Genomic DNA, 14,207 nt, shown 5'->3' with positions numbered 1-14,207 from the left:
ATTTTCGGGGCTATTTCAATTTACGAAGTATAAAATAAACAGGTGTATTACGAATTCACTTCTTTATTGACAGATGTAAAGATAAGAGCAGGTGCTCCCTCTCCCTCTATTATTGTCTGACAATTTTATAAAATCTTATGCCCAGATTATCTTCTATGGAAAGAAGATATATTCCAGGAAACAAATTTGAGTTTACACTATAGTTATCAAATGCTTTTCCCTCTTCCATTATAGCGCCCTGCATATCCGTAATTCTGAACTTAAAATCTCCAATATGATTGATTCTTAAACCTTCATTACCAAATGGATTAGGACTAAGTGAAGTTGCAACACTCTTATTATCTTTTAGATCAGTAATTACTTCGTCATTAAAAACCAGATAATTTAAATTCATATAATTCGAATCAAATACCAGACGTAATTTATGCTGACCTCCTGTTAGATTAATATTGCGAAGCGTTACGGTTTGCCAGGTCTGCCAGCCTTGAGTGTTTGGAATATTAATCGGTCCTGTAATGTCAATGCCATCCACTTCTATATGAAATATTTTTCCATCGCCATCGGCGGCAGCTCTCACATCAAGACTATATGCCCCAGATGATTTAACATTAACGGTGTATTCCAGCCATTCATTCTGCATAATATAGGCAATATTATATCCTCCTCCCTCATCACTACATAGTTCTATCTCTACATCTTCATTACTTCTGTAATTAACAGCTGGTGTGACCTGGCTCCCCGGGGTGTCATCAAAGTATGCATATCCATTTCCACCAAGATCAAATTCTTCCAGCTGAATTGTACCTGGGATATTATGAGGTTTTCCGTTAAAAGGGCTTTGAGGAATATTAACTTTAACTGCTACAGCTGCTGAAGTTGTCTTATTTCCTGAGTTATCAGTAGCCACAGCAGTAATGGAATATGAACCTGCGCTTACATTTGTCCATGAATAAGTATAAGGCGATGAAGCATCTTCTCCTAACTTGGCTGCACCGTTATAGAACTCTACTTTTGAAATTGATCCATCAGGATCAGAAGCATTGGCAGTTATATTTATAGTAGCAGGAGAAGTGAATATTGAATTATTAGCTGGCGCGGTAATGCTCACTATTGGAAATCCAGCTGGAGCTTTTCCAACAAAGGAGGTCATGCTTTGAGCATCCAGACTTACTTGAAACGACCCATCAGGATCGTTGATATTACCTTCTTTCAGAAGGTTCTTTGATCCTGATGTCACGTATCTTTCCCATGTCTGAACCTTAGTACCTGGAATTGACAGCGTAATGGTTTTCGAAGAAGTGCTTCTGTTTAAAGCAACAATAACTACATCATCACCTTTTTTATAGGCAGATACATATACATCAGTAGTAGGATTTTTGGTAGCATCAACTCTGTAATATCCCGGGCGTACAAATTTAGAGTAATGCGTCATCATGTATCCTCGCTTGCTGATGGTACCATCTTCTTTCATAGGACTGTATTGTCTTCTGATATACCACCATACATATGCCTGAAATTCCGCATCTGCCAATGCACTGTGAATATGAAACCCAGTTTCAAGTGCTTCAGGCCAACGATCTGCAGATTGCGCTTCACTATTGGGATGATAAACCTCCGTCATCCATAGTTCTTTTCCTGCACCTTTTTGCTTAAAAAGCGGATAGGTAAAATTACTGTACGCAGTTCCGTAAAGGTGCGCTCCCAAAATATCCATATTGGCCAGAGCCTGAGGGTCATTTAAAATAGGATCAGACATGTTTTTCAGATAAGAAAATGATTCAGGGGATATCACTCTGCAATTGATTGAACCTGCATTTTCCTTCATAAAACGCAGCATCTCCTGTGGAGTCCACCAGGTCCAATCGTGCGCATAATCCGGTTCATTCTGAACAGAGATTGCGAACAAGTCTACACCATTATCTTTCATGTACTTGACAAAATCATTCAAGTGTTGCGCATATGCACCATACATATCAGATCTCAATCTCTTGGCATTTGTCTGTGTCCCACGAGTAAAGGTTTCAACCATGTTGGCTGGAGGATTCCAGGGGGAGGCAAAAACGATCGCTCCTAGTTCTATTGCTCTTTTGGCAGTGGCTAGTTCCCTTGACCATTCACTTGGTTTATCAGAAACCCAGATACGAAGAACAGACATACCCATTTGTCCTGCTCCATTACCAAATGCAGTTTCTCTTTGTGAAGCTGTTAAATCACCAGCCCATACAGGGTGATTGATTCCCCCAAAACCACGGATGTACTGCTTTTGAGAAGACAAGGTAACAGTTGCAGTTTGTGCAAATACATTGATGCTAACAAGCAGTGCTAAAATCGATGTTATTAAATTTTTTCTCATGATTACCAGATTCTCTATAACTCTTTGCTGTTAATATTTTCTACTTATATAGTTTGAAGTCCGATAAGTTATCCATCAATAATCCATCTATTCATGATAAGCTAACTTACTCATTCTATATGATCTAAAAATTTCTATTCTACAAAATAAGGGATCAGATTGTAAACATATTTAGAAAGAATAATAAAATAATCGACATAAGATTGAAGCCATCACCTAAAGTGATGGATTCAATTATGCAGAAGATTTAGTTATGAGGTTATTTGGAATGATGGGCGATCCAATAAAATTTAAAGAATAACTATTTTGTTATAGTAACCGTTCCTTCATCTACACTTCCATCAGAATATTCTATTGTAAAAAAATACAAGCCAATTCCTAAACTAAGTCCCATATTACTTTCACCGGACCATTCCTCCGGATGAAAATTCTGCACCCTGGATTGATAATAAACTTTACCACTTTTCTCAATGAATACAAGATTAACAGGATCTTTATCTCTATCATATGGAACAGACCAGGCTCGGTCATATTCAGGATTAAAGACATAAGCCCGTGATGTTCTGCATATCTGTTCTGTAATCACAACTTTGTTTGTATTTTCAACAATACAATTCCTGGAATCTTTTATCTTAAGGCTATATGTTCCTGATGATAGTTCATCAAAATGTGATAATGATTGTTTATCATTCAAGATAAATGTATAAGGCGGTTTTCCACCTTTAACAGTTTGAGGATACAGTTGAACTCTACCAGTCTCTTTTCCTTTGCAGCTTGCTGTTACAGCAAATCTGACATCTCCTTTCAGGTCTTCACAAGGATCTGCAAGAGTCACAACAGAAGTGTTAATCTTCTTCTCTTCCCCACTGGTTACACTATCCTTTAGTGTTAATCCTGGTTGAGGGATCATTACAAGTTCATCCTTTTCTGGGAATTCGGAAGGCGCTTCCCCTTTTGATCGGACTGATTGTTTATCAGAGTGAATGGTTAATTTTTCTTTTGTAATTTTATCCGACTTTGATAAAGGTATGGTTTCAGATTCCTGAGCCTTTTCAGAAGTTACAACCTGCTCATGTTTTGAAGGCACATTTACAGGGCCATCAGGTTCTGAGCTAAGATTATAATATATATATATTCCTCCTGCAAGACCTATTAATAAAGCCAGGGCATATATATTCCAATTAGGCCTGGACTTATATAAGTATAAGTCCTTACGCATCTGCTCCTTTAGTTTTAAAGTTTCCTGAGCAATAACCAATTCATCAGCTAACAAGGAAAGCTCAAGACTCTTTCTTAACTGCTCATCCGAAGCAAGTTCATCTTCAAACAATACTCTTTCCTCTTGGCTCAACTTGCCTTTGGTATAGAGTTCTATCTTTTCTATTATTCCACTATCTGAGCTCATTCTTAAAAAAATTTATCATTGTACCATCATTTTCAACAAGCTCCATGAGCTTCTGCTTACACCTGTAATGTGTACTCTTAGCCACCGTTTCTCCTGCAAAATTCATTTTCTGAGCCACTTCTTTCATGCTCAGATTGTCATATATCACGTACTTGAGTATCTGTTTGCATTTATCGCCAACTTTACTCATAAACCGTTCTATCAATTCTTCTTTTTCCTTTGTAATGATCACAGCCAGATGGCTCTCTTCCAAAGGTTGCATGTGCATTTTTGAAATATCTAATTGCTTATTTCTTCTCTTTATTCTATTGATCCATAAGTTTCTGGAAACAAAATACAGAAAACCATTTACATCTTTGCCCTGTTCAAACTTACCAAGCCGCACTGTTGTAAAAAGTGATACTACTGCGTCCTGAAAAATATCTTTTGCTTCGTCTTCATCACCATTGTTCATGCAAATATATTTCATAATCTGTGGTAAAGCCGACTGATATAAATGATTAAGGACTCGAGAATTCTGGCCATTTAGAATAGCTTCAATAATTTCCTGATTTTTGTCCTTTTTTAGCATATTCTTCCTACAAACAACGAGTTTAAAAAGTAAACACCTGTGTCAAGAGCTGAAGAAATCAATTTCATGATTGGTAGAAAACCCAATTACTACTTATTGATTCTGAAAGCCAAAGAATTACACCTTCATTTTCAGAAATATATTATTCCCTGATAATGTAATAATGAAGGTTTAACTCATACTGATTCGCAACAGGGTATACGTTGGATTGGGACATGAGGTACGCCAGAGAGAAGTCAAAATAATTTTTATAAAGGTTTATTTTATAAAGGTCGAGGATTAGACCTGATCCTTTGTCGGTATAATGAAAAGCGCTGACGCCTACGGTATTGGACAAAACAATACCTGCCTGAAGAATATAAGAAGATGAAATACCAGGGACCCAGTTGCACCTGGCAGCACCACGAATTTGCGTATTAGGTCCAATATCAAAAAACTTTTCACCATATAGATTAACATATCTATTTATTAGAAAGGTATAATTGATAGGCGTAACAGTAGGGTTATTAAAATCGTTGAGAGAAACACCCATACGAAAAGTAGGAGAATATAATGTGGCACTCCCCTGACCTGTCCAGGTGAATGAAGAACCTGATGCGCCTGCAGAAGATGCGTCAAAATTGTAGTTGATCATATGAATTGCAATACCTCCGGAAAGGTATAAATTCTCTTTCAATGGAATATGAATAGCATAGCGTATTATTGCTCTTATTCTGTTGAAATATTCTCCTTCCCGATCATTATAAATACCCCCTCCGATGATATGCTTCTTATTTACAGACCTTTTTGTTTCATTCTGTCCCTTTTGCAAATTTACATTTGCATCAGCATAATATGTTCTGATTGCCGAGTATCTTCCAAAATAAGACCTGAAAACAAAATTTGACTGAAATTCATTGTCGAGACAAATATGAGAAGGGACGTGTAATTGAATATTTTTGGGAAAGTGTATAAACGACTCTGAAAAATTGCTTTGTGTAAAAGCCTTCAAAGAGCATAAACATATATAAATCAACAAAAAAAGTCCCTTTGTGTACATTTTAAACACAGACTAGTGCCGTGATTTTAGTTTTATTTTTCCGAAATTTCAAAAATACATTTACTTTTTTATTTTTCGTTTGTAGAAAAGTAAATCAGGAAATAAAATCTTAAAATATTTCTTCGCAAGAAGATTTATATTTACATGTTTAAGCCTTCAAAGGTTGTTGAACTACCTGAAAAGCAAAGGAAAAAATATGAAATTACTCATGAGGTCCTACATTTTAACATCTTTATTCTTGTGTCTTAGCTTCATTGCTCAGGCACAAACAGGTCCCGCAGGAGTAGGTATGAATGACGGAAGTTCATCACTTAAACTATGGCTGGACGCAGGAAACGGAACATTTTCAGATACCTTACAAAAAAGTAGCGCCAAGCCTGGTGACAAAATTTTATTCTGGAAAGATCTGAGTGGCAGCAACAACCATGTAATGTCTGGCAGCGATACAACCAACCCGGTATTAACAACTTCAAATCCCCTTTTAAATAATCAGGATGGGATTCGGTTTTTCAGAAATGATGGCAAAGGGAACAAAAAAAATTTCCTGGTATCCAAATCTTTCTCTAAGACCAATGATATTACTATTTACTGCATCTTTCATGCATTAACCAAAGCAGGGGGAACAAATGTAAGTCCATTCAAAGCTACAAACTATGACAGTAATATGTGGTATTTCGGAGCGGGCCTTGTTGACGGAGGAGCGAACGGATTTACAAACGACATAAGTCTTGCTTTTTGTGATACCAGTATTGCAGCTGGTGCCGGAGACTCTACTTCTTCTACGGATTATTGTGTAAAAGCTCCTGCATCATTGAATAAAACATATTTTGCAGTATTGCAAAAAGAGGCTTGGACAGGGAAACTTAAGATCGGGCATAACACAAACACAGACTCCGTTTTTCAGGCTGGTACTCAACCCATTAATGTACCCACAAGGTATTATATAGGTTCAACATCCAATGCGAAAGCAAATACAGAACCTTCTTTCTTTGATGGATATATTGCCTGTGTATTGGTATATAATAAAATACTCAGTAGCGCTGAAAAAATTATACTTGAAAACTATCTTTCAGCAAAATACAATATCCCCCTTAAAGACAATGACATATATCAGTTTGATGAGCCGCACTCCGGCAACTTCGATTTTGAATTGGTAGGAATAGGTAAAGCTAATGATGGTACGGCTCAACTTTCAGCGAGAGGAGATGGAATGATAGAACTACTAAACATATCAGAATTGAGCAAAGGTGAATTTATGTTCATTGCTAATAATGGCAAATCTTTAACTTCAGCAAAAGACAATTTACCAATAGGAATTCAATACAGGCTGGATCGCGAATGGATATGTTCTAAAATAGGAAAATCTTCGAAGGTCGATCTTATCATAGACCCAAAAAACATATCTGCAATAGACTCTAAAGATATAAGACTTATAATAGATACAGACAATGATGGTTCTTATACCATGGAGAAAATAGGAGAAGGAGTCATTGAAATCTCAGAGGTGACTCGTGATGGTCGCTACGTCTTCAGAGGAGTGGATTTGAAACATGGCAATCGCTTTACCTTAGGAAAAGTTAACACAGATTTTATTAACAGTGAGGCTGATTATTTTTCTCCCAATGGTGACGGAGTGTCAGATACGTATTATATTTCTTGTGCTGGCAAAGCCAATATCTACGACAGAAATGGGAAACGGATCAAAACCCTTACAACTCCTGCTTTCTGGGATGGAACCAATGATAGAGGAGAATTACTGGCTCCAGGATTATATTTTTTAAATATTAATGAAGATCTTCAAAAAACTGTCACGTTGATCAGGTAAAACTCTATTAGCTTCGATTTAAATTCATCTCAAGCACTTAAACTATCAGCTGCCAAGGAATATTTCATGGATTCCACCACTATTGTTGGTTTGCTGACGTTTATTGAGGAAATTTAAACTAATTTTTAATATAAGATTTCTCGAAATGAAGCATTTCCATCTATTTTTTTTCTCCTAATCACTTCTTTTTGTGTTCATAAGAAAACTGAAAACATTAGACTTAACCTGGAATTAATTGAGGCTGCTCATCATGAGCTAGACTCGTCATACATTCTCAGCTTGCTTGAAGAGGGAGCTGAATTAAATTTCCAGGACTCTACAGGAAATTCTGCATTGCATTATAATCTTTCAAATTATGGTCATTGTAAGAATGTTAATATGTTTCTCACAAGAAAAAATATTGATGTCAACCTTCGAAACAAAGCCAGTCAGACTCCAATATTATTAACACTGGACAACGACGTTATAAAAAAATTAATCGCCCTTGGTGCAGATGTAAATGTACAGGATTATTCAGGGAAAACGCCCCTTCATTATGCTTGCAGTAAGAATGATCCTGAACTTGTAGATTTATTGCTTAGCAGTGGGGCAAACGTAAACATAAAAGATAGCCTTGGCCTTACCCCGTTAATCTACTGTTTCATGGAAGTTACATGGCCGAGTTTCAATGGGCCTGTACATGGATGTGGATATCGACGGATAAATAGAATACAAAGAATTGCATCATATAAAACTGTAAAAGCTTTACTGAACAATGGAGCAAAGATAAATGAGCCGGACAAAGAAGGCAGGTCAGCTCTAAATTATGCTATCATACAGAATAACCAACCGGTCTTATTACTTCTTCTATCATCTGGAGCAAAGGTAAGTAATGAGACTTCTGTTAGGGAAAAATTATTGACAAATGCTATTTATGGAGGAAACTCAGAAATAGTAAAATGGCTGCTTGAAGAAGGATTTGATCCTAATCAAAATTATAATGATGGTAAAACAATCTTATATGCGGCTGCAGAAGTTGGGACATCCAAAATGGTACAGGATCTTATTCTAGGTGGTGCAAATCCATCCGTTCCATCCTTCTCGTGTCTGAAATGCAAAAGCGGCAAACAAATTTCTTTTCCTATTCATGCTGCAGCAAATACAGGTAATATAGAAGCTTTGGAAGAATTACTTAAAAATGTTAGTATTAATGTAAATATTAAGGACTATAGCCAGCAGTCACCATTACACCTGGCGGTTGAACAAGATTTATATTATAATTCTTATCAGAATCATAGAGAGCACTTGTTAAGATACACAGATTGTATAGAACTGCTTTTAAAAAATGGAGCGGATCCTAATCAGGTCAACCAATATGGCCAGACTCCATTAATGCTAATTAAGCCTGACCCCTATCTTTCATTAAAAAAGAAAATAAGCAGGACTGATAAAATCAAAATTATCAATTCATTTGCGAATAACTGCACTGACTTTAACATCAGGGATGCAAATGGCGTCAGTGTTTTTATGTATATATCACGTTGTCATAATATTAAAATGGATGAACGAATGTTATTGGCAGGCGCAAACATTAATATCAAAGATAATAATGGTAAAACAGCCCTGGACTACGCTTTAATGTATCAAAATGATTTGAATAGAAGGAAAGATGAGAACGCCAAGAATATTAAAGGAGGAATGGTTTATATTTTAAATAAGGTGGAATCACAAGAAGATGAAATTGACAGATATATCAATTACCTTATTAAAAATGGAGCTAAGAAAGGGAAGGATATAAATTAAAACTAAATATTTCGCTTTTTTCATTAATTAGTTGTATCTGATAAAAAACATTAAAAATGAAAAAGGCTGCCCTTTCAAAGCAGCCTTCAATTTTATCTGATCAAATCCGGAGTTCTATATTCTCACTGTAAGTTAAACCTTACTTCTTTTCTATCTCTACCTCCTGCAACTTCAATCCCGGCCCCGTATACTCCAATTTATTTGTTGTTTGTTCGCTTAATGGTTCTTGCAGATAAACGTCAAGTGTTCTCAGGTCGCGATGCAGCTTGGTTTTAATTGCTCCTTTACCATCTACTTTGAAATATTTCTTATTAGCATAAGGTGCATAGGTATCACCTTGGAAAGTGACCCGAAGTTGCTTTTCATCGACCATCTTAACTTCTTGTATTTGGCCTTTGCCTTCAGAGCTTTTTTCTTCTGTTTCAGTTTCTCTGACCGGCATTGCTTCTTTGGAGAGAATTAAAATCAGTTTACCGTTTTTGAATTTAATATTATCACTGGTAAAATCTACCTTGTTACCATCGAAAGTATGAGATGCGGCAGACCACCTTTCCATATTCCAGGAATTAAAATCATCTGTCCATTTCAGGTTAAAAGTTTTATCTTTTTTATATTCATAATACTTAACATAGTCATATTGCGCAGACCTTGGCAATATTGAATCGTTCCATGGGCCTGTCCAATCATAAAACTCTGAAATCCATATATTCATCATTATTTTCTGCGGTTTATTCATTCTGGCTATATGTTCTCCATCTTGCCTGTATACTTCCTGACCGTCAACACTCCATGCAATATATTCGGGAGTCCAGTCAAAAGCATAGGTATGAAACTCCTCATGAGGGTTAAAAGCTAACACTTGCCTGTGTTCATGCATCTTGTGCCTGCCTTCTATCACATTAAACTGTGCTTCATTATTGTACCTGCCGAGTATTTCCAAATCGATTTCGTTCCAATTGGTAGTAAAGTCAGGATTATCATAAAAGGTGAAAAGTGAGCTAACAATACCGCTTCCTGCTGCAGACTTCATACTTACTTCAAATCTGCCGTAAAGAAATGTTTCATTGGTCCTAAGCTCCGCTCCTTTATATTCTTTCGCTTTCGTTATAAATGGAATACATAACAAAAGAACAAATGAGGTTAAGATGTATTTTTTCATTAAATAAACGTTTGGATTATTGTCTTACAAAGGTACAATGAAATACTTAGCCTATAAACGAGGAAGCCTGTAAAAATTACAGGCTGATTGCATATTTCTGAATTTTATCTGAAAATATCCTAAGCAGAAACGAACTCCTTGGCTTTTCTAAGAAACCCAGATCTAGTCTTTACTTTCTGTATAGATTTGGCTAAACTGTCATAATTAATTACAAACTTTATCCAGTTATAGAAATCATTTTTTTCCTTATTCACGTGGTACATAAAGGTCTCCTCACTCATTTCTCTTAAGCCTTTTAATAGCTCATCTACATTGGTGAATACCTTTCCATCGTTGGAATAAAAGAATTTATCAGGTGTCAATTGTTGTAAGGACATTTCTATTAAAGAGTTATGATTTGTTAATACATGTTAAATGCTTTTAATGATAACATAGTTCCCCTCATATTAACATTTAGGGAAAAATAACTAAACTCCAACTTTTAAAGAGTAACAAATTCAAAGCATATGCAAATAGGATGGAAGATTTCATTTTGTTTATATGATAAAAACATTCTATTAGTTGCATAGTTTGGTGCATCAAAAACAAAAAAAGGGATCACCCGCCGATGATCCCTCAAAAAAAACAACAACTTAAAAAAACAATTACTTCGTTATTGAAGCTTCACAAGTTTTGAAACTTCAATGCTTCCAGATGCATATTCTATAGTCATCAGATATGTACCTCCTTTCAGATCTTGCCCGATACTGCTGGTCTGATCTGCAGGTATATCATTTAATACTTCTACTTCTGCTCCATAGATATTTGTAATCCTTAATTGCTTTATGGCCATATTAGAAGTAATATTAAAGAATTCACTTGAAGGGTTTGGAACTATCCCGGTAAAGACTTTATATCCGCCAGAGAAAATACCAGTAGTAACACTCACATTCAGGGATACAGGATTAGAAGTAGTTACTCCTCCATTGCTGTCTGTTACTTTAACCAATATCACATGATTGCCCGGACTTGCATTCTTGTATTCAAATATATATGGTGATGAATTAGAGGAACCTACCAATTGTGCATCCAGATAATACTCTACTTTGGCAATTGTCCCATCCGGATCATCTACTGATACATCATATGTAATGACATCACCAATAATATTTTCATTAGATACTGGAGCATTAATCGTGATTACCGAAGGCTGATTCGGATTAACAGTAACAGCAGTCGGCGCTGAAGAAGATTTACATCCCGCTCCATTTGTCACGTCTAAAGAATAGTTTCCTGATGTCGTTGCAGTGTAGGAAGCATTGGTTCCTACCTGAGTATTGCCATTAAACCACTTATAACTTAAGCCAGTTCCGTTATTGGCATTCAGCACCACACTATTACCCTCAACTACAGTTGTTGGACCTGAAGCTGATATTGTCGCAAGAGGCAAAGAATTTACTGTAACTGCAATAAGAGCACGGGAACTTTCACAACCGTCTAAAGTCTGAGATACATAATAGTTTGTTGTACCTGGCGCACCGGTAGCAGGAACAGGAGCAGTCCCAACTCCTGTTCCATTTGAAGACCCGGTATACCATTTTAAAGCTGAACCATTAGCTGAAAGTGCTGTTGCACCTTCATTCTGGCAATATAAAACAGGCGATGTTACTTTAGGTAATGGTGGGGTTGGATTTACTTTAACCTCAACAGCATCTGAAGATACCGACTGCCCATTTGCCGTCACTGTTACTGAATAATTTCCGGATTGTGTAGCAGTATAAGAAGCAGAATTTGCCGCATTAATTATTGCATCACCCCTTTTCCACTGATAGGTATAACCAGTGCCGCTATTTGCGTTTAGAACAACTGAAGATCCTTCACAGATAGTAGTACTTCCTGTATTTGTAATTTCTGCTGTTAACTGAAAATTGCCTTCACTCATTTCCACTTTATCTATTACAATACATGTAGAGTTATTTCCTACATAAAATTTCAATTTAGAGACCGCATCTGTTACGGTAGCATTGAACTCCAATGAAAATAACTGGGCACTAGTTGTAAGATCAATTGATTTACTAAAATGAGTAGTATAAGGATCTGCATCTTGCTGAACACTGACAATCATACTTCTTGCAACATCAGCTTTTGCCAGAAAGCTGATCTTATAGTTTTTCCCTTCTGTAATTGGAGTAGCTTGTCTTACTTGTACATGCCATTCTGCTGTTCCAGGAGTTGCAGGACAAATTTTCAATGAGTTGGTACCAGACATGTTTCCATTTGTGATAACGGTCATAGTACCGCTTGCACTGCTATTATTCTGAATTTCCCATTCGGTAGTACCCTGATCGAACTCTCCATTTTTAATCAGTTGAGTTCTTGGATTCCCAACAGTTATAGTAACTTCAGCAGAAGTTACTTTATTACCTGAATTATCGGAAGCTACTGCTGTTAGTTTATAGTTTCCTTCTGCAACATTGTTCCAATCAAAAGAATAGGGTGAAGTAGCATCTTCGCCCAATTTTGTTGTTCCATTATAGAACTCAACTATGGTAATGCTTCCGTCTGCATCACTGGCAGTTGCCGTAAGCGTGATATTTGCACCTGCTTTAAAAGTTGTATTATTGGCAGGACCTGTTAGGGCCACTTTAGGCAATTCACCATTACTTGTACATGCACCTGTTGAACAAGCAGGGTAGCCAACACTGGTTCTGCCGGAAACATAATTCTTAAGCCATGTAAATGCCGGTTTTTCAGTTCCGGAACTGCTCATGATCCCGGTTCCGGTTCTCCATGTAGCACCTGTAATATATCCCCATAGAGTGATACCGGCAACAGCAGGGTGTTCCCAGTATACAGGGAAGTGAGTCTTATAACTGTTTTCCTGCTGAGTATTATTATTTTCTGAGTCAGTCCCACCATTAAGGTCAAGTTCTGTTACAAATACCGGCACACCGCCGGTTGCCATGAGATCCACTGCTGATTTTAACTGAGAAGCGCTTGTCTGATCAACATTGAAGCAATGTGCCTGCGTTCCGAATCCATCAATCAATCCCCTGTCACGAAGAGCTTTGACCAAACCTAACATACTATTTATTTTACTGGTATTGTTTTCCAATCCATAGTCATTAAGGATAAGTTTAGTATTAGGAAACAATGCACGAGCCTGGGTAAATACCCAAATCTGCCAGTCATAGCCAGTGCTTCCTGTACCTCCTAATAATCTCTCAAAAACCGGGTTATCTGCCTGGTGCCCTGCCAGCTGTTCATTAATAACATCCACCTGATCTGTTAATGGGTATCTTTGAGCAACAGCAGTCATATACTCAAGAGCTTCTTCTCTTGCCTCTGTTACTGAACTCAGATTTTTAAACCAGGATGGATATTGACTTGCCCACATTAATGCATGATAGCGAAACATCATATTGTTGTTCTTTGCATGATTATAAGACACATCTGCTCCTCCCCAGTTAAACTGATCTCGTGTTCCTTCCACTGGTCCCCATTTACAACTATTCTCAGCAGTAACACCATTCCAGTAGGTGTTATAGTTAATCTGAGGAGCATTCGGTATAATATTAGCAAGGTATTTACCTTTGCAGGCGCTCATACCCCTTTGTGTAACATTATTATTGCCAACTGTAATAACAATGCCGACAGAGGTAAACATAACTCCTCTATTGTTTGTAGCCCTTGCCTTAATCGTATATGTCCCTGCAGGTACACACCCCCAGACATATTTATAAGTATTATTGGTATGAGATGTAGCTTCTCCTAAAAGTGTTGTTCCATTAAAAAATTCGACCTTTGTGACTGTCCCGTTATTGGTTGATTTTCCCAAATCTGTTGCATACACATGAATCTCAACATCAGTCCCGGCCTTAAAATACGCATTGCTGTGCGGCATCGTAACAGTACACGATGGAGGATAGTTTAATGTTTGGGCCTGGAGCAACGTAATGAGTCCCAGCAGGAAGACAAGAATAAGTAAACCTTTTCCTTTCATATAAAATTTCTTTCAAGTTCAGTATCTGAAAACAGCCTTTTTCATTTTTTCAAAAAATTATTCTATTACTTTTGAAAGAATTAAAGACATA

9 protein-coding genes are annotated in these 14,207 nt (G+C 36.9%); 2 read left to right on the top strand and 7 right to left on the bottom strand.

The window, feature by feature from the left end; all coding sequences use genetic code 11:
• Positions 1-109: 109 nt before the first annotated feature.
• From MYP_RS26875 to MYP_RS10005, 4 genes are all read right to left on the bottom strand, one after another.
• A complete protein-coding gene (locus MYP_RS26875; protein ID WP_156140472.1) occupies positions 110-2,353 on the bottom strand; it encodes a carbohydrate-binding protein in 2,244 nt (747 codons plus the stop codon).
• Between the two features lie 301 nt (positions 2,354-2,654).
• Complete coding sequence (locus MYP_RS10015; protein ID WP_045462318.1) at positions 2,655-3,758, bottom strand: hypothetical protein; 1,104 nt, start codon at positions 3,756-3,758, stop codon at positions 2,655-2,657.
• Positions 3,745-4,329 carry an RNA polymerase sigma factor gene (locus tag MYP_RS10010; RefSeq protein WP_045462315.1) on the bottom strand — a complete coding sequence of 195 codons (585 nt, stop codon included), beginning with the start codon at positions 4,327-4,329 and terminating at the stop codon, positions 3,745-3,747. The genes MYP_RS10015 and MYP_RS10010 overlap by 14 nt, the downstream gene beginning before the upstream one ends.
• Positions 4,330-4,471: 142 nt before the next feature.
• Positions 4,472-5,320: a type IX secretion system membrane protein PorP/SprF gene (locus MYP_RS10005; protein ID WP_045462312.1), complete on the bottom strand. Its 849-nt coding sequence runs from the start codon at positions 5,318-5,320 to the stop codon at positions 4,472-4,474.
• A 256-nt stretch (positions 5,321-5,576) separates the two neighbouring features.
• Here MYP_RS10005 and MYP_RS10000 point away from each other — a divergent pair, with 256 nt between their 5' ends.
• Both MYP_RS10000 and MYP_RS09995 read left to right on the top strand, forming a co-directional pair.
• Positions 5,577-7,193, top strand: coding sequence for a gliding motility-associated C-terminal domain-containing protein (locus MYP_RS10000; protein ID WP_197060049.1), 1,617 nt, complete (start codon positions 5,577-5,579; stop codon positions 7,191-7,193).
• Between the two features lie 279 nt (positions 7,194-7,472).
• Positions 7,473-8,975 (top strand): ankyrin repeat domain-containing protein, encoded by a 1,503-nt coding sequence (locus MYP_RS09995; protein WP_045462306.1) that lies wholly within the window; start codon positions 7,473-7,475, stop codon positions 8,973-8,975.
• A gap of 139 nt (positions 8,976-9,114) precedes the next feature.
• Here MYP_RS09995 and MYP_RS09990 read toward each other — a convergent pair whose 3' ends face one another.
• From MYP_RS09990 to MYP_RS24920, 3 genes are all read right to left on the bottom strand, one after another.
• On the bottom strand, positions 9,115-10,134 hold the full coding sequence (locus MYP_RS09990; protein ID WP_052430071.1) for a family 16 glycosylhydrolase: 1,020 nt from the start codon (positions 10,132-10,134) through the stop codon (positions 9,115-9,117).
• A gap of 119 nt (positions 10,135-10,253) precedes the next feature.
• Positions 10,254-10,511 carry a hypothetical protein gene (locus tag MYP_RS09985; RefSeq protein WP_045462303.1) on the bottom strand — a complete coding sequence of 86 codons (258 nt, stop codon included), beginning with the start codon at positions 10,509-10,511 and terminating at the stop codon, positions 10,254-10,256.
• 275 nt (positions 10,512-10,786) lie between these two features.
• Complete coding sequence (locus MYP_RS24920; protein ID WP_052430070.1) at positions 10,787-14,116, bottom strand: endo-1,4-beta-xylanase; 3,330 nt, start codon at positions 14,114-14,116, stop codon at positions 10,787-10,789.
• Positions 14,117-14,207: the final 91 nt, after the last annotated feature.

It is taken from the genome of Sporocytophaga myxococcoides (assembly GCF_000775915.1).
Lineage (GTDB): Bacteria > Bacteroidota > Bacteroidia > Cytophagales > Cytophagaceae > Sporocytophaga > Sporocytophaga myxococcoides_A.
Note: the sequence above shows the minus strand (reverse complement) of the source record. Positions and strands in the feature narration are given on the sequence as shown.